Origin of the sequence: Synechococcus sp. CB0101 (genome assembly GCF_000179235.2) — a bacterium.
In the GTDB taxonomy this organism is placed as follows: domain Bacteria; phylum Cyanobacteriota; class Cyanobacteriia; order PCC-6307; family Cyanobiaceae; genus Vulcanococcus.
Genome location: NZ_CP039373.1, coordinates 2,327,874 through 2,354,770 on the forward strand (window position 1 = coordinate 2,327,874; position 26,897 = coordinate 2,354,770).

The window sequence follows — 26,897 nt, forward strand, 5'->3', positions numbered from 1 at the left end:
GCCTCAGGCGCCTGGCCGCGACGACCACCAGCGCTCGATCCGGTACAGCAACACCACCACCAACACCACCAACCAGAACCAAAGCTCCGGGGGGTTGGCGTTGAACAGGATCAGCAGCAACACCACCTCGCTCACCAGCCAGGGCAGCTCCTGACGCAGCAGCGCGTTGCGAATGGGCGGGATTCGAGGCGTCATTGGAGGGTGTTGGGCTGGCGCAGGAAGGGCAGGTTCCAGCGCAGGTCGATCCAGGGGGTGCGGTAACCGCCGGTGAGGGAGCGCAGACCGGGAATCACGTAGGTGATCGGTGAACGCCACTCCACGTAGGCGTGGGTGGAAATAGTGAGGCCTTCGCGGATCGGGAAGACGCCGCTGCCGCCGGAGAGGGTCCAGCGGTAGCCATCCACGCTGGCGGGATCAGGCTCGAGCTCAATCTCACTGCGCATCACCGGGCCGTTCTTGGTGAGCTCCTGGGCGAGCTGCGGGTTGCCGATGGTGGTGGAGATGTCGTCTTCGGTGGCAGGCAGGGTGAGCACCTGGGTCACCTTGCCCACAATCCCGCCGAAGCGACCGCGCTGCTTCCACAGCGGCACCACCTCGACCGGCAGCCCCAGGGGCAGGCGACGGGCGTCGGCGGGTGGGAAGTAGGCCACAGCCTTGAGGGGCCGGTCCTTGGCATTGGGCTGCTCGGGACGCCCGATCGTGCCCAGGCGCTGACCGGTGCTCACGGTCTGGCCCGGGATCACCTGCAAATCGAGCACCGTGCCGTCGCGTTCGGCGTGCACCTTGCCGTCGTAGGCGATCTTGGCCTGGGTCACCGCGATCTCGCGCTTGAGATCATCGATCTGATAGCGGCGCTGCAGGGCCTGGGTCTCGATGTTGAGCTTCACCTGCTGGTAGCTGGTCACCACGTTGCGCTCGTTGATCTTCACCTCATCGAGATTCACGCTGGTGCTGGTGAGGCCCTGCTCTGCAGACACCACCTCGGTGGAGAGCGGCGCCACCACTTCCCGTTTCGCCAACCAATCCAGGTTGCGCAACTTGCTGGAGTACGTCGACTGCAACTCGCCGTAGCGGCGGCGATCGTCGGAATACTTGGCGAGGGCGGTGTCGAGTGCGCGCTTCTCGGTGAGCAAGCGCAGCTCATCGCGGTAATCGAGCTTCTCGTTGTGGCGCTCGAGCTGGCGCAGGTTGCCGCGCTGCTGCTCCAGCTGCCGTTCGAGCACCGGCAGATAGAGCTGCATCAACACCTGACCGCGCTTCACCGTTTGGCCCACGCGCACGAACACTTCGCGCACCTGACCACCGGAGCGGGCATTGAGGATGCCGGCGTTTTCCGGATAGATGAGCACCCCAGTGCCTTTCACCTCGGTGGGCACCGGCCAGAACAGGGCCCACAGCACGACCGAACCGGTCACACCGGCCAGGCAGACCCCCACCTGGTTGTGATCGCTCAACCCCTGCCAGCGCTCGCGCAGCTGCTGGGCACGCCGGCGGTACCAGGGCGTGTCGGCAGTGGGGGTGGCCTGAGTCATGCGTGCCAGCTTGCAGGAATCCGATACAGCTGTCAGCCCCCCTGCGGCCACACCCCCAGCTGTTGCAGCCGCTGCTCCGCTGCACCCGCCCGCCGGCTGTCTCCCACCAGACACTGGGCGAGCAACGGAGCCAACACCGGCACCTGGGCAAAAGCCCCGCTGAAGCCGGTGAACAGCCACAGCCCCGGGGCTCGGTCCAGCGCTCCCACCAATGGCGCCCCGGTGGTGCTGAAGGCCACGGCCGCCTGGCGCAGCACCCCGGTGAACGCCTGCCGCTGCCGGCTCCAGGCCGCACGCTGCTCCAGCTCCTGGCGCAACTGCTGCTCACACAGCGCCGCCGGCGGTGGTTCTGCGTAGGCCGCCGAGGCGGCAAGCCAGGTGTACTGGCCCACCAAAGCGCCGCGCCCCCAGGGCACCAGACCCGGATCCACCACCCAGGCAGGCTCGAGCAACCCATCCGATCGGCGCTCCAAACCCAGCCGCGCAAAGCCCTGGGGTAGCCAGGCCGCCGCAGATCCAAGCGCCGCGGGAAACACCTGGAGTTCGAGCACCGCCGCCCAACTGCTGCGCAAGGTCTGGGGCAGGTGCGGCCAGAGGCGGTGGCAGCCCGGCCCCGCCGCCAACACCACCTGATCGGCCTGGCAGGAGCTGCCATCGCTCAGCTGCACCTGCCAGCCGCCTGCAGCGGGCTGGATCGCTAACGCCGTTGCACCAAGCCGCTCCACCCCAGCCTGCGCCAGCACCGCCGGCAAGCGCTCGTTCAGCACCGCGGTATCCACCTGCGCCAGAGGCAACACCCCCAGGCGGGCCAACGCGCTCAGCCAAGGGCTTGGGCCCTGCAGGCGCAACGCGCATCGATGCCAGCCCAGCGGCCCATGGCGCTGCTGCAGCTGGCGCCAGTGGTGCGAGGCACCGGCCGCCAACCGCGCCAGGGGCGTGGGAGCCAGCGGCCAACCGGGAATCACGCCGTAACTGATCGCCGTGGCCGACGCGGTGCCGTCCGCCGGAGGCGCATCAATCAGGGTGACGGCCTCCCCGAGCTGGCGCAGCTCCAGGGCCAGCAGTGCTCCCGCCAGCCCCCCGCCGACGACCACCAGGCCGGCGGGTGCGCCGGCCATCAGATGCGCAGGGTGAAGGAGCTGATCACCTGGTGGAACAGACCCTCCACCCGAGGCCAACGGGCCTCATTGGTGCTGGCGGCAAAGGTGTAAAGGCGGCCGCGATCCACCACCACGGTGGCCAACTCATGGCGATCGCGGTCGCTCAGGTGCACGGCGTATTCCAGGTCGTAGAAGGTGCGGCCACCGTCTTCCCGCTCGGAGGCCTCCACCAGCTCGGCCTCACGGCCACTGCCTTCCGGGGCGATCACCACGCGGCGCAGCTTTTCGCCCACGGCGACAGCGCTGCCGAGGTTCTCGAGGCTGTTGGTGCTGTTCACATCCGACACCACCAGGCTCAAGGTTTCGTCGGCATTGATCAGGTCGTGGAACACCACCTGCGGGCCATCGGTGACCTGCACGCGCGTCCAGCCGGTGGGATAGAGGAAGGCGTAGCGCCCATCTGGGCTCTGATAGGAATTCAAACCAGCGGCGGCGGCACTGCAGGCGCTGAGCACCACCGCCAGCAGCACAGCCAACAGGGCGGTGAGCGGGGCCCGGCGGGAGTGCGAGGAGAACGGCGAGGGCAGCATGCGGCGCGGCTGGCGAGCGACCCGCATTCTGGCCCGCTGGCCCGGCCACCCCGCCTAGATTCGCTTCAGCTACCGGCAGTGCCCTGAGCGGCTTCACCCGCCCCCTGGCCCGACTGATCGATCAGTTCGAGCGACTGCCGGGCATCGGTCCGCGCACAGCCCAGCGCCTGGCCCTGCACCTGCTGCGCCAGCCCAGCGAGCAGATCCAGGCCTTCGCCGATGCTCTGCTGGCGGCCAAAAGCCAGGTGGGCCAATGCCAGCGCTGCTATCACCTCTCTGCCGATCCGCTCTGTGAGATCTGCCGCAATGAGGAGCGCAACACCGGCGTGCTCTGCGTGGTGGCCGACTCGCGCGACCTGCTGGCCCTGGAGCGCACCCGTGAATTCCGGGGCGGCTATCACGTGCTCGGTGGCCTGATCTCTCCGATGGATGGCGTGGGGCCGGAGCTGCTGCAGATCCAGCCGCTGGTGGAGCGGGTGGATCGTGATGGCGTCAGCGAGGTGATCCTGGCCCTCACCCCCTCAGTGGAAGGTGACACCACCAGCCTTTACCTGGCCCGCTTGCTCAAGCCCTTCACCCAGGTGAGCCGCATCGCCTACGGCCTGCCGGTGGGCAGCGAACTGGAATACGCCGATGAGGTGACCCTGGCGCGGGCCCTGGAAGGACGCAGACGGATGGAGTGACAAGCCCGTGAGTTCCCGCGTTCACACCACCAGCCGCTATAGCGCCATCCCACCCGCCGATCGGCTTCCTGATTGGCTGCGCTCGCCGATTGGAAACGCCAGCGAGCTCGAAGCGGTGCAGGCGGTGGTGAAGCAGCAGCGGCTGCACACGATCTGCGAGGAAGGCCGCTGCCCCAACCGCGGCGAGTGTTACGCCGCCGGCACCGCCACGTTTTTGCTGGGCGGTCCGATCTGTACCCGCAGCTGCGCCTTCTGCCAGGTGGAGAAGGGCCAGGCCCCCGTGCCCTTCGATGCCGGTGAAGCCGAGCGTGTGGCCGATGCGGTGCAGGCGATGGGCCTGCGCTACGTGGTGCTCACCGCTGTCGCCCGCGACGATCTGGCCGACCACGGCGCCAGCCTGTTCACCAACGCGATGGCGGCCATCCGCGCTCGCAACCCCCTGATCGCCATCGAAGTGCTCACCCCCGACTTCTGGGGCGGCCACCGCGATGAATTGGAGGCAATCGCCGCCCAACGTCAACGGCTACAGGCCGTGCTCGCCGCCGAGCCGGTGTGCTTCAACCACAACCTCGAAACCGTGGAACGGCTGCAGGGGGAGGTGCGCCGCGGCGCCACCTACAACCGCTCGCTGGGGCTACTGGCCGCCGCCCGGGAACTCGCGCCTCAGATCCCCACCAAGAGCGGCCTGATGCTGGGCCTCGGTGAAACCTTCGAGGAAGTGGTGGCAACGCTGCAGGCCCTGCGCGCCGTCGACTGCCAACGGCTCACCCTCGGCCAGTACCTGCGCCCGTCGCTGGCCCACATCCCGGTGGATCGGTACTGGACGCCCAAAGAATTCGAGCAGTTGGGTGCCATCGCACGCGAGCTGGGCTTCGCCGATGTGCGCTCAGGCCCGCTGGTGCGCAGCAGCTATCACGCCGCTGAAGCCAGCTGAGCCATCCGCCAGGCCCGCTCCAAGCCAGCGGCGCAATCGCCCCGCATCAACAAGCCTGCCCCACCCCACACCAGCCGCAGGGGCAGATCAGCCGCCGCCGCTCCCACCTCGCGAATCGGTGCAAACCCCAGCCGCTTGAAGTAGCGCACCAGGCGCCTGTGCTGAAGGTCGTTGTCGCGGATGGCCAGCAAGCGGGCGCTGCGGCAGGGGGTGGATTCCAGCGCCCACGCAAACGTGGCGGCCCAGATCAACGCACCCACGCCCTGGGTTTGCGGGCCCTGCACCCGCATCGTGTCGAGCTGGAGAGCATCCGGCAGGGGTAAGGCCCACCCTTTGAGCTCCCCAAGCAGCAGCGGCGGCTGATCCGTCCGCGGCCGCGCCACCACCACCCGCAGGCTGGTGATCGCCAACCAACGGCGCACCTGCAGCCGCAGCAACAACCCCTGGGCCGCGGCCAGCTGTTCGATCTCGGCAAGGGAGGGAACACTCATGGCACCAGCGGCTGCGCCAACAGCACCGCCTCCAAGGGCAACGTTCCGTAGAGGTGAGGGAACAGCTCACCGGTTCCCGGCGCGGGCTCCTCGCGCACATTGAGGCCTGCGGCCGACAACCGCTGTGGATCAAGCGTGAGCAACAGCACTGCACCGGCAGGGAGATCGCCATAAAAGCGCTGCGCCGTGGCCTCCACCTGATGGGCAGCGCTGAGATGGATGAACCCCACCTCCTCTAATGAGCGCCCGCGGGTGGAGCGGCAGTAGACGCCGTCTCGGCGGGCGTCATTCCACTCCTGGCGCAACGTCAGGTGATACAGCCAACTGGGAGAACGCCAGGCGCTGCGCTCAGCCCAGGGAGCCTCCATCACGGTGGCCAGCTCGGGGCCCTCCAGGAAGCGGGCCAGCCAGGCTTGCAACGGCGCAAGCCCTGGCTCCGCATCGAAGCCTTCGGGATCCGCCAGGCGGAACTGGCGCACGAAGGGAAGCAGCGCCCAATCGGCCAAGCAAGGGCGATCGCCCAACAACCAGCCGCCAGCCCTCAGCTGTTCACTCCAACGGCTCAGGATCGCGACAGCCGCGAGACGATGCGGCTCGGATGTCTCCCCTGGGTAGCGATCGGGGTACTTGAAGCGATCGAGATGGTGCTTGAACGGCCCATCGTTCTCGGCGATCAGGGCTTCCATGCGCTCGTGCTCCGCGGAGCTCCAACCGCTCAGCCAGCCCTGGGGATCACGCTGCTCCAGCGCCCAACGCATGATCGCCAGACTTTCCTCGATCACCCGGCTATCGGGCAGCACCATCACAGGCACGGTGGCTTTGGCGGAGGCCTCCACCAGCTCCGGCGGCTTGGCCTTCAGCGCCACCTCCCGTAGCTCCAGCGCGTGGCCGGGCTGCATCCCAGCTGCCGCCAGGGCCAGCCGCGCCCGCATCGCATAGGGGCAACGGCGAAAGCTATAGAGAACGGGCTGCACCAGCACCACCGCCGATGTGTTGCACCCCGCGCTCCCGCGCCAAGCGCATCTGATGCTGCCGCTCGGCGAACCGCGCCCGATCGGTGTCGCTGAAGCGCTCAAGGCAATGCCGGCAGCTCACCCCCTCGCGATACGACGCAAGCTCGCGATCAGCCGGTGACAACGGCAAACCGCAAGCGTGGCAAAGGCTGTAACTCCCGGGCTCGAGCTGATGGTTCACGCTCACCCGTTGATCAAACACGAAGCACTCGCCCTGCCAGCTGCTGCCCTGCTCGGGCATCTCCTCGAGGTAGCGCAGGATTCCGCCCTGGAGGTGATACACGTTGTCAAACCCCTGCTGCAGCAGATAGGCCGTGCTCTTCTCACAGCGAATCCCGCCGGTGCAGAACATCGCAATCCCCTTGGGCTGACGCTGCTCCACCAGGGGCCGCAACGCCTGCTCCACCCAGGCGGGAAACTCGCGGAAACTCTCGGTGCCCGGATCGATCGCCCCTGCAAACGTGCCCACCGCCACCTCGTAGGCATTGCGGGTATCCACCACCAGCACATCCGGATCGCGGATCAGAGCATCCCACTGCTGTGGTGGCACGTAAGTTCCCACCTGCTCGGCGGGCTTCACGGTGGGGCAGCCCATGGTCACGATCTCGCGCTTGATGCGCACCTTGAGCCGGTGAAAGGCCTGCTGCGGTGCCTCGCTGAATTTCGCCTCCAACCCCGCTAGCCCAGGCAGCTGCCGCAACCGCGCCAATACCGCCTGCACTCCAGGCGCTGGGCCACTGATAGTGCCGTTCACCCCCTCTTCGGCCAACAGAATCGTGCCGCGCACGGCGCCGGCTTCCGCCAGAGCCCGCAACTCCACCTGCAACGGCGGCAGCTCCGCCATGGCCGTGAAGCCATAGAAGGCCGCCACCTGCACGCTCACGCGGGCACGGCCTCCTGCCAGGGGGTCACGCCGGCGGCCGCGAGCAGCTCCTGGTCGGCGGCCACATCTGGATTCCCAGTGGTGAGCAGGGTGTCGCCATAGAAGATCGAATCGGCGCCGGCCAACAGGGCGAGCACCTGCGCTTCTTGGCTCATCGTTTCGCGGCCAGCGCTCAGGCGCACACGGCTGTGGGGCATCAGGATCCGAGCCACAGCCACCATCCGCACCAGCTCCAGGGGATCCACCTCGGGCTGCTCCTCCAGGGGGGTGCCCTCCACCGCCACAAGGGCATTGATCGGCACGCTTTCGGGGTGCGGGTTCATCGCCGCGAGCACCTGCAACAGCGAGGCCCGATCGGTGAGGGTTTCGCCCATGCCGATGATGCCGCCGCAGCACATCGAGATCCCGGCCTTGCGCACCCGCTGCAGTGTTTCCAGCCGTTCCTGGAAGGTGCGGGTGGTGATGATCCGGTCGTAGTGCTCGGGGCTGGTATCGAGGTTGTGGTTGTAGGAGGTGAGCCCGGCCTCGGCCAGGCGCTCGGCCTGGCTATCGGTGAGCATGCCGGCGGTGACGCAGGCCTCCATCCCCAGCTCGCGCACGCCGCGCACCATGGCGAGCATCGCTTCAAACGGGGCGCCGTCGCGAATGTCGCGCCAGGCCCAACCCATGCAGAACCGGTGGGCACCGGCCTCTTTGGCAGCGCGGGCCCGGGCGAGCACGGGCTCCACCTCCAGCTCCGGCCGTCCAGCCACGTCGCTGCTGTTGTGCATCGACTGGGGGCAATAGGCGCAGTCTTCCTCGCAGCCGCCCGTCTTGACGCTGAGCAAGGAGGCCAATTGCACTCGGTAGCCAGGGTTGGCCTGGCGGTGAACGGCCTGGGCGCGCCAGAGCAGATCCATCAAGGGCAGCTCGAGCAGCGCCTGAATCTCAGCGGTGCCCCAGTCGTGGCGCAGCTCGAGGGCGGGGAGGGTCAAGGGGCTGGACGTCATCAGGAGGCGTGAGGCTCAACGCCGCCGAAACGGCGCTGACGGCTCTGGTAATCGAGCAGGGCCGCGGTGAGGGCGGCTTCGTTGAAATCGGGCCAGAGCACATCAGTGATGTGCAGCTCCGCGTAGGCCAGCTGCCAGAGCAGGAAATTGCTGATGCGCTGTTCGCCGCTGGTGCGGATCAACAGATCCGGATCCACCTCGCCGGTGGTGAACAACTCGGCCGCAAAGTGCTGCTCCGTAATGGCGGCCGGATCCAGCTCACCGCGGGCCACCTGCTCCGCCAGCAACCGCGCCGCCCGCACCAGTTCACGGCGGCCGCCGTAATTGGTGCACACGTTGAAATGGATGCCCGTATTGGCGGCGGTGCGTTGGGTGGCATCGGCGATCAACTGCTGCAGCCCGTCGGGCAATTGCTCCAGATCACCGAGGAAGCGGATGCGCACCTGCTCCTCTTCGAGGGCCTGGAGCTCCCGGGCCAGCACTCGCTCAAACAACGCCATCAGGAAGCTCACCTCTTCGCCCGGGCGGCTCCAGTTTTCGGTGGAGAAGGCATAGGCGGTGAGCGCCCCGATGCCCCAATCGCTGCAGAGGCGCAGGGTGCGCTTGAGCGCTTCCACCCCTTCGCGGTGCCCCATCACCCGGGGCAACTTGCGCTGATTGGCCCAACGACCATTGCCATCCATGATCACCGCCACGTGGGCCGGCAATCGGGCAGGGTCCAGACCGGCGGGCAGCACGGCACGGGCAGGCCGATTCCCCTGGACAGCAGTAGCGGTCGCCAGGGAGCGACTCATGAGTTGGGTTCAGCCTTATCCATCGCCACGCTACGCCCGCCCCCTTTGGCCGCTGGCTTGCTGCTCTGGGCTAGCGATTCACCCAGCAGTTCCTGCAACCGGCTGCTGGTGAGCGGCCGCTCCAGCCGGCCCTGACGGGCCATCGACAGGGTGCCCGTTTCCTCCGACACCACGATGCAAAGGCAGCGATCAAAGCGTTCGGTGATGCCCAGTGCCGCCAGATGGCGCGTGCCGTAACGGTTCAGGCCCTGACGCGAGAGCGGCAGGATCACCCCCGCCGACAGGATCCGGTTGCCCTTCACCAGCACGGCGCCGTCGTGGAGAGGGGTGTCAACGGCGAAAAGGTTGAGCAACAGGTCTGCCGACAACTGGGCATCCAGGGCAATGCCGGGATTGAGGAAATCTTCGGGGCGCAGATCGCTGCCGAGGTCCACCACGATCAAACCGCCGCGCCGCAACTGCGAGAGCCGGCCCGCCGCTTCACTCAGCACGGCAGCCGATCCTGACGCCAGCTTGTCGCCCCGCTGACTGCCAAACAACACATCCAGCCGGCCGGTCCCGAGCAGCTCCATCAACCGGCGCAGCTCTCCCTGCCAGAGGATCGCCAGTGCCAGGCTGCAAGCCATCACCAGCGCATCCACGAGCTTGCTGGTGAGCGGCAAGTTGGCGTAGCGCTGCACCACCCAGGCCAGAGCCACGAGGGTGAGGTAACCGCGCAGCAACCAAAGCGTGCGCGGCTCGTTCACCCGCGCCAGAAGAACCATGCCGAGGGCGGTGGCGAGCAGGAGATCCAGCACCGCTCCCAGCTGGATTCCGGCCAACGCCCCGAACACCCTCAGAATCGCTCCAACCTGCCGCTCAGGCTACCGGCCGCAGCCGCTCGGGAAGAACGTCGTAGCGCAGCAGGTCTTCCGGCTGCTCCCGGCGTTGCACCACCTCAGACAGGCCGTTGTGCACCATCACCGCCGCCGGGCGGGGGATGCGGTTGTAGTTCGACGACATCGAGGCGTTGTAAGCGCCGGTGGCAAACACGGCGAGCACATCGCCACTGGTGGCGGGCGGCAGCGCCAGATCTTTCAGCAGCACGTCGCCAGATTCGCAGTGCTTGCCCGCCAGGGTGACGCTGTCGGAAGGCTCAGCCTCAGGCCGATCGGCGAGCACAGCGGTGTATTGGGATTGATAGGTGATCGGCCGAGGGTTATCGCTCATGCCGCCATCCACCGACAGATAGGTGCGAATGCCGGGAATGTCTTTACGGCTGCCCACGCTGTAGAGGGTGACGCCCGAGGTCGCCACCAGGGAGCGGCCGGGCTCACACAGCAAACGGGGCAGATCCAGGCCCCGCTCCTGACAGGCCGCTGCCACGGCTTCAGCCACGGTGAGCACCCAGGCATCGATCGACGGCGGATCGTCGCTCTCCACATAGCGAATGCCCAGGCCGCCGCCCACGTTGAGATCGCTCACCGGATGCCCCATCTCCCGGGCCAACTTGAGGGCATCCGCCATGACCGCGGCGAGATCGCGGTGGGGCTGCAGCTCAAAAATCTGCGAGCCGATGTGGGCATGCAAGCCACTCACCTGGGCCCAGCTGCACTGTTTTAGGTGCTGGAGCACCCCTTCGAGCTGGTCGGGATCAAAGCCGAACTTGCTGTCGAGGTGGCCGGTGCGGATGTATTCGTGCGTGTGGCACTCGATCCCCGGGGTGAAGCGCAGCATCAGCCGCACAGGCTGGGCCATCTCCAAGCTGGCGAGCTGCTCGATGTCGAGCCAGTTGTCGGCCACCACCGTCACCCCCAGCTCCACCGCCAGGCGCAGCTCCTCGAGGCTCTTGTTGTTGCCGTGGAACACGATGCGCTCTGGCGGCATCCCGCCTTGCACAGCCGTGAGCAGCTCACCGGCGGACACAGCATCGAGGCCCAGACCTTCAGAGGCCACCACGGCTGTGATCGCCAGGCTGCTGTTGGCCTTGGAGGCGTACAGCGCCAGGGCTGAGCCGGGGTAGTGAGAAGCCAGAGCCTTGCGATAGGCCTGAGCCGTGCCGCGCAGGGTGGCCTCATCGAGCACATACAACGGTGTGCCGTAGCGCCGGGCCAGATCGCTCAGCACGCATCCACCCACCACCAGGCGACCCTCGGGGTCGATGGCCGTGGTAACGGGGGTGAGGTTGCGATTGGGGCTGGCCACATCGCGCGCAGTCTCGTAGGGCCGCAGGTCGGCGGCGATGTCCGCTGCGGGGGCAGCTTCACGGGTACTGGTCATCGGGCGATCCTATGAAGAGCACCTCCCTCGCCTGGTGTCATTCGAGACAGAGCCCCCTGCCACCAACGAGCCCGTATCCCGGCGCCTTGGGCCAGAGCAGCTGAGCGCTTGCGTTGCCCTCGATCAAGCCAGCCTCAACGGGTTGTGGACCGAAGCGCAATGGCAAGAGGAACTAAGCCACACCCATCGGGTGTGCATGGGCTTGTTCAGGGGCCCAAGCCTGATCGCCCTTGCCAGCGGCTGGCTGGTGGTTGATGAACTGCAGATCGGTGCCGTGGCGGTGATGCCCGATCAACGGCGCCGGGGCTATGGGGAGCGGGTGTTGATGGCGTTGCTAAGGGAAGCCTGGCTGCTCGGAGCGATCAACGCCACGCTGGAAGTGAGCGGATCGAACACAGCCGCCCAGGCCCTTTACCGGCGCAGCGGCTTCAACACCGCGGGCATCCGTCGCGGTTACTACCGCAATGGAGACGATGCCCTGATCCAATGGAGAGGCTTACAGGACATGGAACAGGTTCGGATTGCCGCCCATTCCTGATGCGAACAACCGAAGAAGTGTGCAGCTTGAGTTGTTGAAACCACGCGCCTAGAACGCAGTTGCAGCAGTGGGTTTGACGGATCCGAGCTTCACACCACACTCCCCAGGCCAACCCTGATAAGTTGGGAGTACACGCAACAGGCCCCGCCCATGTTCGAGCGGTTTACCGAGAAGGCCATCAAGGTGATCATGCTGGCCCAAGAGGAGGCCCGCCGCCTGGGGCACAACTTCGTGGGCACCGAGCAGATCCTGCTGGGCCTGATCGGTGAAGGCACCGGCGTGGCCGCCAAGGTGCTCAAGTCGATGGGGGTCAACCTCAAGGATGCCCGCGTTGAAGTGGAGAAAATCATTGGGCGCGGCTCCGGCTTCGTGGCCGTTGAAATCCCGTTCACGCCAAGAGCCAAACGGGTGCTGGAGCTGTCGCTCGAAGAAGCCCGCCAGCTCGGGCACAACTACATCGGCACCGAGCACCTGCTGCTGGGCCTGATTCGAGAAGGCGAGGGCGTGGCCGCCCGTGTGCTCGAAAACCTGGGTGTCGACCTGGCGAAGGTGCGCACCCAAGTGATCCGCATGCTCGGCGAAACCGCCGAGGTAGCCAGCGGCGGTGGCGGCGGCAAAGGGTCCACCAAAACCCCCACCCTCGACGAGTTCGGCAGCAACCTCACCCAACAGGCCGCCGACGGCAAGCTCGACCCGGTGGTGGGCCGCCAGCACGAGATCGAGCGCGTCATCCAGATCCTGGGTCGCCGCACCAAGAACAACCCCGTGCTGATCGGCGAACCCGGCGTGGGCAAAACCGCCATCGCCGAGGGCCTCGCCCAGCGGATCAACTCCGGCGATGTGCCCGACATCCTTGAAGACAAGCGCGTTCTCACCCTGGATATCGGCCTGCTGGTGGCCGGCACCAAGTACCGCGGTGAATTTGAGGAGCGCCTCAAAAAGATCATGGAGGAGATCCGGGGTGCCGGGAACGTGATCCTCGTGATCGACGAGGTGCACACCCTGATCGGCGCCGGCGCTGCCGAAGGCGCCATCGACGCCGCCAACATCCTCAAGCCAGCCCTGGCCCGCGGCGAGCTGCAGTGCATCGGTGCCACCACGCTGGATGAATACCGCAAACACATCGAACGCGATGCCGCCCTGGAGCGTCGCTTCCAGCCGGTGCAGGTGGGTGAGCCGTCAGTTGACGACACCATCGAGATCCTGCGGGGCCTGAAGGAGCGCTACGAAGCGCACCACCGCCTCACGATCGCCGATGAGGCCCTGGTGGCCGCTGCGACCTTGGGCGACCGCTACATCTCCGATCGCTTCCTGCCCGACAAGGCCATCGACCTGATCGATGAAGCCGGCAGCCGCGTGCGTCTGATGAACTCGAAGCTGCCCCCGGCCGCCAAGGAGGTCGACAAGCAACTGCGCGCGGTCCAAAAGGAAAAGGAAGACGCCGTTCGCGAGCAGGACTTCACCAAGGCCGGCGAGCTGCGCGATAAGGAAGTGGAGCTGCGCGACCAGATCCGCTCGATCCTGCAGACCCGCAAGGAAGAGCCCGAGGCGCAAGTGGCCGAAGCCGGCAGCGAAGCCACTGCCGAGACCTCGGCTCCCGCAGCCACCGCTGTGGCCGAAGCCCCGGCTGATGACCGCACCCCGATGGTGACGGAGGAAGACATCGCCCAGATCGTGGCCTCCTGGACCGGTGTGCCGGTGCAGAAGCTCACCGAAAGCGAGTCGGCCAAGCTGCTCAACATGGAGGAAACCCTCCACCAGCGCCTGATCGGTCAAGACGAAGCGGTGAAGGCCGTGTCACGCGCCATCCGCCGCGCCCGCGTGGGCCTGAAGAACCCCAACCGCCCGATCGCCAGCTTCATCTTCTCCGGCCCCACTGGTGTGGGTAAAACTGAGCTGACCAAGTCGCTCGCGGCCTACTTCTTCGGCAGCGAAGAGGCGATGATCCGCCTCGACATGTCGGAGTTCATGGAGCGCCACACCGTCAGCAAGCTGATCGGTTCACCTCCGGGTTATGTGGGCTTCAACGAAGGCGGTCAGCTCACTGAGGCTGTGCGCCGCCGGCCCTACACCGTGGTGCTGTTCGACGAGATCGAGAAGGCCCACCCCGATGTGTTCAACCTGCTGCTGCAACTCCTGGAAGACGGTCGCCTGACCGATTCCAAGGGCCGCACGGTTGATTTCAAGAACACGCTGATCATCATGACCTCGAACATCGGTTCGAAGGTGATCGAAAAGGGTGGCGGCGGCCTCGGCTTCGAGTTCTCCGGCGCCGATGCGGAAGAAACCAACTACAACCGCATCCGCTCGCTGGTGAACGAAGAGCTGAAGCAGTACTTCCGCCCTGAGTTCCTCAACCGTCTCGACGAAATCATCGTCTTCCGTCAGCTCAGCCGCGACGAAGTCAAGGAGATCGCCGAGATCATGCTCAAGGAAGTGTTCAGCCGCATGAGCGAGAAGGGCATCCACCTATCCGTCACCGAGGCCTTCAAAGAGCGACTGGTGGAGGAGGGCTACAACCCCAGCTACGGCGCCCGTCCACTGCGTCGTGCCGTGATGCGCCTGCTCGAAGACTCCCTGGCCGAAGAATTCCTCTCCGGTCGCATCGGCGAAGGCGACAGTGCCGTTGTGGATGTGGACGACAACAAGCAAGTTGTCATCCGCAAGCAAGGCGAAGCCGCCATTCCCGCACTGGCTGGGGCTGGGGTCTGATCCAAGCTCCTGTAACCGATGTCGCATCCCCTTTCGGATGTTGTAGCCGGGCAGTACGAGATATGGGTTTACCCAGAACCCATCCAGGATTTGCCCCTTGGCTGGCATCAAACTGGCAATGGTTTGATCCCAGCCACGCGCATCCCCTGTTCTGGCCTGATCGCGACTATCGCGCTGATCTCGACATCCTGATCGCAGGCTGCGGCAGCAATCAAGCTGCAGTATTCGCTACCACCAACCCAGCTGTGCGGGTGGTACCGATTGACGTGAGCGCGCATCGCTCGACCATCACCTCTTTCTCCAACAGAAATACGCACTCAACAAGTTCGAACTCCACCGGCTGCTCATCGAGTAGGTGGGCAAAGCGGAGCCGCCTCGCCGTCGCTCCCGACTTGCAGTTTGATGCGGGTCTTGTTGACGCGTTTCTCCAGGGCCTCGATCACAGTTGCGCCGTTGTCGACTGACACGAGCTAGTCGACGCGTGCGCCCTAGTAGTCCCTCAGGAATGGTTCTTCAAGTCGTCGTAGGAGCCCACGGTGGCCACAGGCGACTCATTTCTCAGCGCGGTCGCGGCTCTCCCAAAAGAACAACAATGGCCTGCGATGGGGCGGATCAACCACCGCAATGGCTGCCATTTTTTTATTACAGCGTCCCACCCAGAACGACCACCAGAGTCATATCTAATCGATTGGACAATGGGGTGCTAGCTCGTTGCCGTGCAGCTATTTCGCTACTGCTGCAGGCTCGATGGCCAGAGCATCAGTCCTCCCGGCTGGAGCACGACCCTGAGCTCTGAGCAGCTGAGCTTCGTGCGACGGGCGAACAATCGCCGCACGATCCGTAACATCCTCGCCGGGGCCGCTTCAGACGCGAGCCGTAGAAAGGCAGACCGCGAACAATTCGCTCACGAGCTCTTTGAATCACTCATGAATCGCGACTGTTTGGCCGCGGCACTCCCCTGACATCAGTGAACGTGATGCCAAAAATCAAATGTCAGACTCAGGCGGGTTCGGTAAACTTTTTTTGCATGATGAAATCAAATTGAGAGCCTCGTATCTGCGTCCGCGTGATCAGCCATTCGCACCTGGGTACCCGTTGGCGGCTGTGCTGCCACCTTGGCAACCGTCACCGCCGGCTGCGCTTGGAGCGGTTGAGGCTCCGGAGCTGAAGGCGGCTGCCGAACTAACCGATCGCACCGTTAGCACCCGCGGAGCCTCTCGTGCCGGTGATGGCGCCGTTACCACCGGCACCACCGGCACCACCGGTGCCCGCGGCATCCACCGCCGCTGCTTCCGTATCCGACACACCGGAGAACGACGCACCCCCCCCCACCCCACTCGCGGATGTACCCGTTTTGGCCTGCGGGAGTGGTGAACGCGCCGTTAACTGCGGTCCACGTTCCATCGGCGAGCCGTAGCAAATAGTCGGCGCTCCCGGCACCAATTGGTTGACCGGCCGCCCAGTTCGCATAGTTGAGCGGCGGCAGGGTGGTCCCGCCCCCGCCTGAAGGGCCACCCGACCAGAAATCAGTGCCGGCCTCTGGACCCTGGGTCCATCTCCAGGTATCAGCGACAGCAGCGTCGGAGGCGGCCAGCCACTGGCTGCCATTACCGAGGATGTAGGTCGCGACGAAGGCGTCCTCCGCCGCGCTGGTGATGGTCGCCAGATAGCTATTCTGCCCGTTGAGCGAGACGCCGGGGCCGCCGGCATTTGCGCCGAACCAGAAGAAGCTGCCGGTAACAAGTTGGTAGAAGCGGCTTCCCGGAGATTGCCCAGGGGCCGTCGGCCCCTCCGGCCAGAAGTAGGTGTTGGCCGGATTGTTCAGCGAGAGAACGTCGAAGGAGAAGTTGCCCAGGGTCGCTCCGGTGGTGATCTGCATCGCCGCGAGGGCGGTGTTGATGTCGGCTTGACTGCCAGTGAAGTAGACCTCGGTTTTCTGCCCGGCCAGGGTGTAGCCGTAGGAAGCGGTCAGGCCCGCCGTGACCGGCAGGGAGAACGTCGTGCCGGTCGGCGCCCCGACCAGGGAGACCCGCACCACCTGGGTGCCGGCGGTTCCGGTGATCGCCAGTTCCGGGGCGGCCTGACCAGCCGTGTTGGGCGCATAGAAGACGCGGTCCCCGGTCGGGGAGTACCCGCGACCGCCGTTGCCGCCGTTGCCTCCGTCACCAGCCGTACCGGTTGTGGCGTTGGTGCCCCCGGAGCCGCCAAGGCCACCGTTGCCACCGTTGCCACCGCGCCCGCCATTGGGAGTTGTGGCATCTCCATTACCTCCACTGCCGCCAACACCACCGGCACCACCGGTGCCGCCGGCTCCACCATTTCCGTCTTGGCCAGTAGCACCAGTGCCACCGGCCAAGACAGAAAACACATAGCGTCCAAGACCGCCTTCCCCGCCTTCCCCGCCGAGACCACCACTGCCGCCGTTGCCACCGCGTCCACCATCACCACCGTTGCCACCAGCGCCGCCAGCCGTGGTTGCAGCAGCACCCGCGCCACCTTGACCACCTATCCCGCCGGTGCCCCCCGTACCGCCGGTGCCCCCCGTACCGCCGGTGCCGCCACGACCAAAGATCAAGCTACCCTGACCGCCTTCTCCGCCCAACCCACCGGATCCGCCGGTGCCGCCGAATCCGCCGTCACCGCCAGGAAGACCAATACCTTGTTGAAAACCACCGCTTGCGCCAGAGCTACCGGTCACACCGGTGCTGCCTTGTCCGCCTTGACCGCCATCGCCGAGCAACAGGCCACCGGCTCCACCCGTGCCACCAGCCCCGCCATCAAGACCCGTACCGCCCAGACCGCCGTCGCCAATCCAGCCGGCGTTGCCACCACGTCCACCGGTGATGGCATCACCTCCATCCCCATAAATAATTCCTGCATCACCACCATTTATGGAGGAAGATTTTCCATCGGCACCATCGGCAAACAAATAACGACCGGAGGAAGACTCAAGATCACCCACTTGCTTCTGGCTGGGCACGTTGATATCCTTACGGTTCAGCTGAATCAGATTGAGGTTGATTGAACCCACACCATCAGCCGCACTAGAAACCTTAGCCAAGCGGTTGGACTTGCTGACCCACACCTCAATCGCAATCGGCTCCGCACCATCAGCGGCCGGCAATCCGCCCATTTCAGCAGCAGCCAAGTCGGAAAGGGGCAGCATCGACGCCCAGGTGGCCTGATCCAAATAGGCAGTGTATTTCTTGAGATCTCCATCGTTGCCCACCAGACGCCAATCAAGAGCCCGCTTCAGAGCAGACAAGGCATTGCGAGCAGTCAGCCCCGTGGTCAAACTATTCAGAGCAACAGAGACATCAGCCGAATCCAGATCACCCTCGTCGACCTCAACCCATTTCCTACCCTTTGCACCAAGCGAACGCGCATTAGCGTAAGTCATGGCGCCCTCTCTTACAAAGCGCGTAGATTCGCCGTCTATCGTTGACTTGACATTGAACTTACGACCAGCCTGCACATCCCCCCGCGACGAGAGATTGATCCCATTAACGTCAATTGACAAATCGAACGCATAACGCTTAAGACGCCTCAATACCGCAGCTGGCGGATTCAATGAAGAACCCGAATCACCGATGCCGGTCAGGGGATCGCGGCCGTCAGTTACAAAAACAGAATCGCCAACCTCGCTAAGGCCATCGATCGTAGGGGATCCAACAGCAGAAGCTGCATCCAGCCCCCCCCGCCAAGTAACGCAGACGATCCTGAATGCGCCTCCTCCCAGCCACGCAAGCCCATCATCCCCTGCTCCTCAACACCGGGGATTGCAACTGACTGGAAAAGGGGATCCACAGCGGACAGATTTGCTGCAGGAAGGTTTATAGCAGAAAAAGCGAGTCCTGCCAACTTACGTATAGAGACAAAAAAAGCACCCGTCGGGTGGCTTTTTTTGTCTCATCACTCCAGTCGGCTGATCAACAGCAGCAACGGAAAGCGGGAGATGGTTAGAGCAAAGAATGTTTTACCTGGCATCGACCTATTTTCTCAGGGGGCTACCCCCCAAATATCGTCGGCGCTGCATCGTTTCACAGCCGAGTTCGAGATGGATCGGAGTGGTTCCAATGCGCCATGGACACCAGGATAGAAAACTTGGGTGACAAGCTTTCAAAGCATTCTTCGCTCTCAGGTGAACCCTGAGAACTGCATAGGTTACAGACCAGTCCGTCTGCCTGCTGACGCAGGTGTTGGAGGTCCGCTCTAGAAGACAAAGATCTCGCCTTTTTCAAGGTTTGAGAGCTGAGGTTTGGTCAAGCCCTCGGTCTATTAGTACTCCTCTGCTTCACGCATTACTGCGCTTCCACATAGAGCCTATCAACGGGTGTTCTGCCCGTGACCTTACTGGCTTAAGCCATGGGAATACTCATCTTGAGGTGGGCTTCCCACTTAGATGCTTTCAGCGGTTATCCACTCCGCACATGGCTACCCAGCGTTTACCGTTGGCACGATAACTGGTACACCAGAGGTGCGTTCCTCCCGGTCCTCTCGTACTAGGGAGAAATCCTCTCAATATTCCTGCGCATGCACCGGATATGGACCGAACTGTCTCACGACGTTCTGAACCCAGCTCGCGTACCGCTTTAATGGGCGAACAGCCCAACCCTTGGGACCGACTTCAGCCCCAGGTTGCGATGAGCCGACATCGAGGTGCCAAACCTCCCCGTCGATGTGAACTCTTGGGGGAGATCAGCCTGTTATCCCTAGAGTAACTTTTATCCGTTGAGCGACGGCCCTTCCACGCAGAACCGTCGGATCACTAAGGCCTACTTTCGTACCTGTTCGACTTGTAGGTCTCACAGTCAAGCTCCCTTCTGCCTTTACACTCGTCGGCTGATTTCCAACCAGCCTGAGGGAACCTTTGCGCGCCTCCGTTACCTTTTAGGAGGCGACCGCCCCAGTCAAACTGCCCACCAGATACTGTCCGGTCCCCGGATAACGGGTGACCGTTAGAACCCTAGCTCGCAAAGAGTGGTATCTCACCAGTGGCTCACCATCACCCACAAGCAATGGATCAAAGCCTCCCACCTATCCTGCGCATTGCGAGCCCGAGCACAATACCAAGCTACAGTAAAGCTTCATAGGGTCTTTCTGTCCGGGTGCACGTAGTCCGCATCTTCACAGACAATTCTATTTCGCCGAGCCTCTCTCCGAGACAGCGCCCAGATCGTTACGCCTTTCGTGCGGGTCGGAACTTACCCGACAAGGAATTTCGCTACCTTAGGACCGTTATAGTTACGGCCGCCGTTCACCGGGGCTTCAGTCGTTAGCTTCGCTTGCGCTGACCAACTTCTTTAACCTTCCGGCACTGGGCAGGCGTCAGCCCCCATACATCGTCTTGCGACTTAGCGGAGACCTGTGTTTTTGGTAAACAGTCGCCTGGGCCTATTCACTGCGACCAGCTCGCGCTGGCACCCCTTCTCCCGAAGTTACGGGGTCATTTTGCCGAGTTCCTTAGAGAGAGTTACCTCGCGCCCCTCGGTATTCTCTACCACCCCACCTGTGTCGGTTTCGGGTACAGGTAATCATGCCTTAACGGGTATAGGGCTTTTCTTGGAAGCTTGACGTCACCAACTTCGCTTCCGTAGAAGCTCGCACTCACGCCTCAGCTCAAGCTGTTTTCGCCAGCTCTCAACGCCTCGAACGCTTGGACCGGTAACCAACATCCGGATTGGCTAGCCTTCTCCGTCCCCCTTCCCAAAACATGATCAGTACAGGAATGTTGACCTGTTGTCCATCGACTACGCCTTTCGGCCTCGCCTTAGGTCCTGACTAACCCTCCGCGGACGAGCCTGCCGGAGGAACCCTTAGGGTTTCGGGGAATGGGATTCTCACCCATTTTTTCGCTACTCAAGCCGACATTCTCACTTCCATGCAGTCCACGCCCGCTTACGCTAACGCTTCACCCCACATGGAACGCTCCCCTACCATTAAACAAGTTTAATCCGCAGCTTCGGTACAACGCTTAGCCCCGTTCATTTTCGGCGCAGGATCGCTCGACCAGTGAGCTATTACGCACTCCTTTGAGGATGGCTGCTTCTAGGCAAACCTCCTGGTTGTCTGGGCAATCCCACCTCCTTTATCACTTAGCGTTGATTTGGGGACCTTAGCTGGCGGTCTGGGCTGTTTCCCTTTCGACCATGGAGCTTATCCCCCACAGTCTGACTGCCTAGTTACACACAGGGTATTCAGAGTTTGTCTCGATTTGGTACCGCTCTCGCAGCCCGCACCGAAACAGTGGCTTTACCCCCTGCTGGAGCACTAGACGCTACGCCTCAACGTATTTCGGGGAGAACCAGCTAGCTCCGGGTTCGATTGGCATTTCACCCCTAACCACAGCTCATCCGCTGATTTTTCAACATCAGTCGGTTCGGACCTCCACTTGGTATCACCCAAGCTTCATCCTGGCCATGGTTAGATCACCCGGGTTCGGGTCTATAAACACTGACAATCGCCCTATTCAGACTCGCTTTCGCTATGGCTCCACCATTCCCGGTTTAACCTGCCAGTGCCTATAAGTCGCCGGCTCATTCTTCAACAGGCACACGGTCACCCGATCAGTCGGGCTCCCATTGCTTGTAAGCTCACGGTTTCATGTTCTATTTCACTCCCCTCCCGGGGTTCTTTTCACCTTTCCCTCGCGGTACTGTTGCGCTATCGGTCACACAGGAGTACTTAGCCTTACGAGGTGGTCCTCGCGGATTCACACGGAATTTCACGTGCTCCGTGCTACTCGGGATACAGCTAGCTCAGTTCAATTTTCGAATACGGGACTTTCACCCTCTGTGGTGCGCCATTCAAACGCTTCTTCTAATCTCCCTGATACACGTTGCTGTCCCACAACCCCGATGGTCGAAACCATCGGTTTAGGCTCTTCCCCGTTCGCTCGCCGCTACTGAGGGAGTCGTTTTTACTTTCCTTTCCTCCAGCTACTAAGATGTTTCAGTTCGCTGGGTTGGCTCGCACCGCCCTATGGATTCAGGCGGCCGTTCTAGGGGTTGCCCCATTCGGAAATTCCCGGATCAAAGCGTTTTTCCAGCTCCCCGAGACTTATCGCAGGTAAACACGTCCTTCATCGCCTCTGTGTGCCAAGGTATCCACCGTGAGCCCTTTGTAGCTTGACCAAATTAATCCTCCTAACGCTTCAGGCTGTTGAGGCCTATTCTCTCGAATTTGGCAAGCAGCTTCGCTATTGATCGGTCTCCCAATCGCAAGCGGCTCTGCCGCAAATAAGGATCAGACTCCCGTCGGCTCGGCGCCGTTGGAAGAACGCTAGAAGGTCTCGGCTCTCAAAAATAGAATCACGACATAACATCAGCTTTGCAGCTTCTGTCATCTCGCCTCTATGAGATGCTTTGTCTTTCCAGACTCACCTATGCAGTTGTCAAGGTTCTGCTGAATCTCATTGAAAAAGCCCCTCGCGAGGCTCCTTCGCTGAATCCAGCATCAGATCAACCATCTCAACCTTGATCCTTGGATCAAAGACTGGGGAATGATCTGAGGCTGAACTCCACTCGATCTCTCGAGTGCTCTTGATCAGCGAACAACGTCTACCTCACCTCACAAGAATTGCTTCCTGCTTCAGGAGTTCAGATGTTAGTGGAGGTTAGCGGACTCGAACCGCTGACATCCTGCTTGCAAAGCAGGCGCTCTACCAACTGAGCTAAACCCCCAATTGATCCATCGCTGGACCTTGGCATGGGCCATCCTGGACTTGAACCAGGGACCTCACCCTTATCAGGGGTGCGCTCTAACCACCTGAGCTAATGGCCCAGGAAGTGAACCCTCTATGGGGTGACCTAGACAACGTTTAGGAACTAAAAATCAAGACTTGAGCATGAATGACTTACCGAGGTATCCCATTCATCCCAACCTTGAAGTTGAGGTACCGATCGACCTTCGAGATGACAGGATCATGGCCTGAGAATAAAGTACTCAGACATCACGATCAGTTGTTGTCTCCCTGTTAGGAGGTGATCCAGCCGCACCTTCCGGTACGGCTACCTTGTTACGACTTCACCCCAGTCATCAGCCCCACCTTCGACATCCTCCTCCACAAGGGTTGGAGTAACGGCTTCGGGCGTGGCCAACTTCCATGGTGTGACGGGCGGTGTGTACAAGGCCCGGGAACGTATTCACCGCAGTATGCTGACCTGCGATTACTAGCGATTCCTCCTTCACGTAGGCGAGTTGCAGCCTACGATCTGAACTGAGCCACGGTTTATGGGATTTGCTAGCTCTCGCGAGTTTGCTGCCCTTTGTCCGTAGCATTGTAGTACGTGTGTAGCCCAGGATGTAAGGGGCATGATGACTTGACGTCATCCACACCTTCCTCCGGTTTATCACCGGCGGTCTCGCTAGAGTGCCCAACTAAATGCTGGCAACTAACGACGTGGGTTGCGCTCGTTGCGGGACTTAACCCAACATCTCACGACACGAGCTGACGACAGCCATGCACCACCTGTCACTGCGTTCCCGAAGGCACTCTTCTGTTTCCAAAAGATTCGCAGGATGTCAAACCCTGGTAAGGTTCTTCGCGTTGCATCGAATTAAACCACATACTCCACCGCTTGTGCGGGCCCCCGTCAATTCCTTTGAGTTTCACACTTGCGTGCGTACTCCCCAGGCGGAACACTTAACGCGTTGGCTACGACACCGAGGGGGTCGATTCCCCCGACACCTAGTGTTCATCGTTTACGGCCAGGACTACAGGGGTATCTAATCCCTTTCGCTCCCCTGGCTTTCGTCCATGAGCGTCAGTTATGGCCCAGCAGAGCGCCTTCGCCACTGGTGTTCTTCCCGATATCTACGCATTTCACCGCTACACCGGGAATTCCCTCTGCCCCTACCACACTCTAGTCTTACAGTTTCCATTGCTGAAATGGAGTTAAGCTCCACGCTTTAACAACAGACTTACAAGACCGCCTGCGGACGCTTTACGCCCAATAATTCCGGATAACGCTTGCCACTCCCGTATTACCGCGGCTGCTGGCACGGAATTAGCCGTGGCTTATTCATCAAGTACCGTCAGATCTTCTTCCTTGATAAAAGAGGTTTACAGCCCAGAGGCCTTCATCCCTCACGCGGCGTTGCTCCGTCAGGCTTTCGCCCATTGCGGAAAATTCCCCACTGCTGCCTCCCGTAGGAGTCTGGGCCGTGTCTCAGTCCCAGTGTGGCTGATCATCCTCTCAGACCAGCTACTGATCGATGCCTTGGTAGGCTCTTACCCCACCAACTAGCTAATCAGACGCGAGCTCATCCTCAGGCGAAATTCATTTCACCTCGCGGCATATGGGGTATTAGCGGCCGTTTCCAGCCGTTATCCCCCTCCTGAGGGCAGATTCTCACGCGTTACTCACCCGTCCGCCACTAACCCGAAGGTTCGTTCGACTTGCATGTGTTAAGCACGCCGCCAGCGTTCATCCTGAGCCAGGATCAAACTCTCCGTTGTAGTTCAAGTCCTCTTGAAAAACTCAAAACAGTAAACCGTTCCAAATCATCTCAACTTGAATTGCTCATCACCCACTCGATCCACTGGCGCAGATCTCACAGTTGGAGCCACTCCCTCTGACAGAAGCGTTCAAAGAGTGCAAAACAAAATTTCTTTCGTCTCGACTTTCCAGGATCTCAGATCCGGTCGTTGCTCCACCAACTGCACACCGACACAACCAACAACCGTGAGAGTCATCGATCGTGTAAAGCAGCAGGCTTCTGCAACTTAAAATTTTTGACGGGACCTCACACCTTCACTGCTCTTTGCGGCCAACCACTCACAGCCTCAACACCCTCTCGAGTGGATCCTGCAGGCGGCTGACGCAGTGAAAGCGTCAGTTCCTAAACGTTTCAGTTGTCCAGGTGCTCCAGAAAACAAAACCTGCCTCGCGGCTCGGCTTCGCTTTCGGATCAGCGGCCTCTCGACCGCTTGTTGAACCTACATCACCGACTGCTCGGCTTTCAGTTCCAAGCGGCCTCTCAGCCGCTGGATGAACCTACAACACCGATCTCTCGGGGTTTTCGGTTCGCCGCTGCAGGTCTTTCGACTCGCGAGCGGCTTCAAAAGTTACCAGAGCGCCGAACCGGGTCAAGCCTCGGCATCGTCCTCGCCGGGGTCAAGCGCCATCTCAAGGCTGGACAGCAACAGAGCCAGAGCAGCGCCGCGGCTCAGATCCGGGCCGCACACCTGATCCAGCCACTGGCTGGCGAGGCTCTCGAGCTCCGAGAACAGCCCCTGGCCTGCCAACAGGCGTTGCATCACCTGATCAACCTGCGCTTCATCCAGCGCCGGCAACGGGCCAACCACATAGCGGCGCCCGTCGTCACCGATATAAGTGAGGTTGCCTTCGGCGTCGAACACCGGCACGGCATGGGGGGTGATCGGCTGATCCTCCATCGCAGCGCCCGCAGCTGCTTCAGCGTTAGCGCTGTCAGCGGCGGACGGCAACGGCTGGCAGGGTGAAGGGATGCTGCAGCTGCTGCTCGAACTGGCGCCTTGTCTGCTGTGCGGCATGGCCTTGGGGCGCGTGTGGCCTCAGCTGCCCCAGCGCCTGGCACCGCATCTGCTGCGCTGGGGGGTTCCGATCAGCCTCGTGGGTCTGCTGCTCAAGGGAGGCGTTCACAGCGGCAACCTGCAGGCGGCCCTGTTCAGCCTGGGGCTCACAGGAGGTGGCTTGCTGATCACGCAACGCGCCTGCAGCCAACGCCTACTGCCGCGGCGCAGCCTGCAACTCGGTGCCGTGGTGGGCAACACGACCTATTTCGGCCTCCCAGTAGCGCTGGCACTCCTGCCGCCGGAAGCCCTCAGTTTCAGCATCACCTACGACCTCGTGGGCACACTGGTGACCTGGAGCCTGGGCCCACTGCTGCTCACCGGCGAGCGGGCACGGCCCTTGCAGCTGCTGCAACAGCTGTTGCGAACACCGGTGGTTCAAGCCCTGCTGGTGGCGTTGCCGTTGCTGCTCTCCCCGTGGCGCACGCCGATCGCCACGGCGCTGTGGTGGCCGGCTCGGCTGGTGCTTTGGCTGATGTTGTTGTTGGTGGGCATGCGGCTTGGCCTCCTGGTCGGCCAGCGGATCGAAGCCAAAGGCCTACGGCCCGCGCTTTTGATCAAGTTGTTGGGCCTTCCGCTTTTCACTCTTGTGGTCACGCAATCGCTGGGTTGGGCACCACTGCTGCGCGATGCCCTGGTGCTGCAAGCCGCTGCACCCACGGCGATGTCGGTGCTGTTGCTGGCCGAAGCCAGCCCACAAAAAAGCCGGGAGTCACTCCCGGCTGCGCAACTGGTGCTGTGGAGCACGCTGTTCTCGCTGATCAGCGTGCCCCTCTGGGCCTGGCTACTGGCTCAGGCGACTGTGGCCATGTGACGCATCAGATCGATGCACTTGCAGCTGTAGCCCCACTCGTTGTCGTACCAGGACACCAGCTTCATGAAGGTGTCGGTGAGGGCGATGCCGGCGCCGGCATCGAACACCGAGGTGCAGCTCTCGCCAAGGAAGTCGTTGGACACCACGTCGTCTTCGGTGTAGCCAAGGATTCCGGCCAGTTCGCCTTCCGAGGCGGCCTTCATGGCGGCTTTCACCTGCTCATAGGTGGCGGGCTTCGCCAGGTTCACGGTGAGATCCACCACCGACACATCGGGGGTGGGCACGCGGAAGGCCATGCCGGTGAGCTTGCCATTGAGCTCAGGGATCACCCGGCCCACGGCCTTAGCGGCGCCGGTGGAGCTGGGGATGATGTTCTGGCCGGCGCCGCGGCCACCGCGCCAATCCTTCACCGAAGGGCCATCCACCGTTTTCTGGGTGGCGGTGGTGGCGTGCACGGTGGTCATCAGACCAGTCACGATGCCGAAGTTGTCGTGCAGCACCTTGGCCATCGGGGCCAGGCAGTTGGTGGTGCAGCTGGCGTTCGACACGATCTGCTGACCGGCGTAGCTCTTGTGGTTCACGCCCATCACAAAGATGGGGGTGTCGTCCTTGGAGGGAGCGCTCATCACCACACGCTTGGCGCCAGCGTTGATGTGGGCGCGGGCTGCTTCATCGGTGAGGAAGAAGCCGGTGCTCTCCAGCACGTAGTCGGCTCCCACCGCTCCCCAGTTGAGGTTGTTGGGATCGCGCTCAGCGGTGATGCGAATAGCCTTGCCATTCACCACCAGCTGGCCGTTCTCCACACGCACATCACCCTGGAAGCGCCCATGGGTGGAGTCGTAGCGGAGCATGTAAGCCAGATACTCCACATCGATGAGGTCGTTGATACCCACGACCTCCACATCCGGCAGGCTGACGGCACGGCGGAAGGCGAGGCGACCAATCCGGCCAAAGCCGTTAATGCCGACGCGGATGCTCATCGGAGACCTCCCTGAGTGAAAAGCAGCTAA

The 26,897-nt window shown here is 62.6% G+C and carries 20 protein-coding genes, 2 tRNA genes and 3 rRNA genes; 6 read left to right on the top strand and 19 right to left on the bottom strand.

Features of this window, described 5'->3' with window-relative positions:
• Positions 1 to 3: 3 nt before the first annotated feature.
• Genes CB0101_RS12625 through psbP form a run of 4 tightly spaced genes read right to left on the bottom strand, consistent with a single transcriptional unit; the run spans position 4 to position 3,222 of the window.
• Positions 4 to 195 (bottom strand): hypothetical protein, encoded by a 192-nt coding sequence (locus tag CB0101_RS12625; protein WP_010303479.1) that lies wholly within the window; start codon positions 193 to 195, stop codon positions 4 to 6.
• Positions 192 to 1,532 carry an NHLP bacteriocin system secretion protein gene (locus tag CB0101_RS12630; protein ID WP_010303480.1) on the bottom strand — a complete coding sequence of 447 codons (1,341 nt, stop codon included), beginning with the start codon at positions 1,530 to 1,532 and terminating at the stop codon, positions 192 to 194. The genes CB0101_RS12625 and CB0101_RS12630 overlap by 4 nt, the downstream gene beginning before the upstream one ends.
• Positions 1,533 to 1,564: 32 nt before the next feature.
• A complete protein-coding gene (locus tag CB0101_RS12635; RefSeq protein WP_010303481.1) occupies positions 1,565 to 2,650 on the bottom strand; it encodes an FAD-dependent oxidoreductase in 1,086 nt (361 codons plus the stop codon).
• A complete protein-coding gene (gene psbP, locus CB0101_RS12640) occupies positions 2,650 to 3,222 on the bottom strand; it encodes a photosystem II reaction center PsbP (protein WP_010303483.1) in 573 nt (190 codons plus the stop codon). The genes CB0101_RS12635 and psbP overlap by 1 nt, the downstream gene beginning before the upstream one ends.
• A gap of 113 nt (positions 3,223 to 3,335) precedes the next feature.
• Between psbP and recR the strand changes: the two genes are divergently transcribed.
• Together recR and lipA are read left to right on the top strand one after the other, a co-directional pair.
• On the top strand, positions 3,336 to 3,905 hold the full coding sequence (gene recR / locus CB0101_RS12645) for a recombination mediator RecR (protein WP_029552713.1): 570 nt from the start codon (positions 3,336 to 3,338) through the stop codon (positions 3,903 to 3,905).
• Between the two features lie 7 nt (positions 3,906 to 3,912).
• A complete protein-coding gene (lipA, locus tag CB0101_RS12650) occupies positions 3,913 to 4,839 on the top strand; it encodes a lipoyl synthase (RefSeq protein ID WP_010303487.1) in 927 nt (308 codons plus the stop codon).
• Here the strand turns inward: lipA and CB0101_RS12655 are convergent.
• The 7 genes from CB0101_RS12655 to lysA are packed head-to-tail and all read right to left on the bottom strand — an operon-like array spanning position 4,818 to position 11,268.
• Positions 4,818 to 5,330 (bottom strand): hypothetical protein, encoded by a 513-nt coding sequence (locus CB0101_RS12655; protein WP_010303488.1) that lies wholly within the window; start codon positions 5,328 to 5,330, stop codon positions 4,818 to 4,820. The genes lipA and CB0101_RS12655 overlap by 22 nt on opposite strands.
• Entirely contained in the window at positions 5,327 to 6,313 is a 987-nt protein-coding gene (locus CB0101_RS12660) for a DUF952 domain-containing protein (protein WP_010303490.1), read from the bottom strand. Before CB0101_RS12660 ends, CB0101_RS12655 begins: the two co-directional genes overlap by 4 nt.
• Complete coding sequence (locus tag CB0101_RS12665) at positions 6,285 to 7,226, bottom strand: rhodanese-related sulfurtransferase (RefSeq protein ID WP_010303492.1); 942 nt, start codon at positions 7,224 to 7,226, stop codon at positions 6,285 to 6,287. Before CB0101_RS12665 ends, CB0101_RS12660 begins: the two co-directional genes overlap by 29 nt.
• Entirely contained in the window at positions 7,223 to 8,200 is a 978-nt protein-coding gene (gene bioB / locus CB0101_RS12670) for a biotin synthase BioB (protein WP_010303494.1), read from the bottom strand. Before bioB ends, CB0101_RS12665 begins: the two co-directional genes overlap by 4 nt.
• Positions 8,201 to 8,214: 14 nt before the next feature.
• Positions 8,215 to 9,009, bottom strand: coding sequence for an isoprenyl transferase (locus tag CB0101_RS12675; protein ID WP_029552714.1), 795 nt, complete (start codon positions 9,007 to 9,009; stop codon positions 8,215 to 8,217).
• Entirely contained in the window at positions 9,006 to 9,830 is an 825-nt protein-coding gene (cdaA, locus tag CB0101_RS12680) for a diadenylate cyclase CdaA (protein ID WP_029552715.1), read from the bottom strand. Before cdaA ends, CB0101_RS12675 begins: the two co-directional genes overlap by 4 nt.
• A 37-nt stretch (positions 9,831 to 9,867) precedes the next feature.
• On the bottom strand, positions 9,868 to 11,268 hold the full coding sequence (gene lysA / locus CB0101_RS12685) for a diaminopimelate decarboxylase (protein WP_010303500.1): 1,401 nt from the start codon (positions 11,266 to 11,268) through the stop codon (positions 9,868 to 9,870).
• Between the two features lie 34 nt (positions 11,269 to 11,302).
• Here lysA and rimI point away from each other — a divergent pair, with 34 nt between their 5' ends.
• The 3 genes from rimI to CB0101_RS12700 all read left to right on the top strand — a co-directional run bounded on the left by rimI (position 11,303) and on the right by CB0101_RS12700 (position 14,982).
• Entirely contained in the window at positions 11,303 to 11,806 is a 504-nt protein-coding gene (gene rimI, locus CB0101_RS12690) for a ribosomal protein S18-alanine N-acetyltransferase (protein ID WP_010303502.1), read from the top strand.
• Between the two features lie 150 nt (positions 11,807 to 11,956).
• Positions 11,957 to 14,518 carry an ATP-dependent Clp protease ATP-binding subunit gene (locus CB0101_RS12695; protein ID WP_010303504.1) on the top strand — a complete coding sequence of 854 codons (2,562 nt, stop codon included), beginning with the start codon at positions 11,957 to 11,959 and terminating at the stop codon, positions 14,516 to 14,518.
• Positions 14,519 to 14,580: 62 nt separating this feature from the next.
• Positions 14,581 to 14,982 (top strand): hypothetical protein, encoded by a 402-nt coding sequence (locus CB0101_RS12700; protein WP_136644162.1) that lies wholly within the window; start codon positions 14,581 to 14,583, stop codon positions 14,980 to 14,982.
• A gap of 773 nt (positions 14,983 to 15,755) precedes the next feature.
• Here the strand turns inward: CB0101_RS12700 and CB0101_RS15495 are convergent.
• From CB0101_RS15495 to CB0101_RS12735, 7 genes are all read right to left on the bottom strand, one after another.
• Positions 15,756 to 18,068: a hypothetical protein gene (locus CB0101_RS15495; RefSeq protein ID WP_168187988.1), complete on the bottom strand. Its 2,313-nt coding sequence runs from the start codon at positions 18,066 to 18,068 to the stop codon at positions 15,756 to 15,758.
• 428 nt (positions 18,069 to 18,496) lie between these two features.
• A 5S ribosomal RNA gene (gene rrf, locus CB0101_RS12710) occupies positions 18,497 to 18,613 on the bottom strand.
• A 163-nt stretch (positions 18,614 to 18,776) separates the two neighbouring features.
• A 23S ribosomal RNA gene (locus tag CB0101_RS12715) occupies positions 18,777 to 21,651 on the bottom strand.
• 476 nt (positions 21,652 to 22,127) lie between these two features.
• Positions 22,128 to 22,200 (bottom strand) — tRNA-Ala (locus CB0101_RS12720).
• A gap of 26 nt (positions 22,201 to 22,226) precedes the next feature.
• Positions 22,227 to 22,300 (bottom strand) — tRNA-Ile (locus CB0101_RS12725).
• Positions 22,301 to 22,493: 193 nt separating this feature from the next.
• Positions 22,494 to 23,978 (bottom strand): 16S ribosomal RNA (locus CB0101_RS12730).
• Together the 16S, 23S and 5S rRNA genes with 2 tRNA genes alongside form the textbook arrangement of a ribosomal RNA operon.
• Positions 23,979 to 24,608: 630 nt before the next feature.
• Positions 24,609 to 24,917, bottom strand: a complete 309-nt coding sequence (locus tag CB0101_RS12735; RefSeq protein ID WP_010303520.1) for a hypothetical protein — start codon at positions 24,915 to 24,917, stop codon at positions 24,609 to 24,611.
• Positions 24,918 to 24,987: 70 nt separating this feature from the next.
• Here CB0101_RS12735 and CB0101_RS12740 point away from each other — a divergent pair, with 70 nt between their 5' ends.
• Positions 24,988 to 25,887, top strand: coding sequence for a malate transporter (locus CB0101_RS12740; RefSeq protein ID WP_010303522.1), 900 nt, complete (start codon positions 24,988 to 24,990; stop codon positions 25,885 to 25,887).
• On the opposite strand, the gene gap is transcribed toward CB0101_RS12740, so the two are convergent.
• A complete protein-coding gene (gap, locus tag CB0101_RS12745) occupies positions 25,866 to 26,867 on the bottom strand; it encodes a type I glyceraldehyde-3-phosphate dehydrogenase (protein WP_010303524.1) in 1,002 nt (333 codons plus the stop codon). The genes CB0101_RS12740 and gap overlap by 22 nt on opposite strands.
• Positions 26,868 to 26,897: the final 30 nt, after the last annotated feature.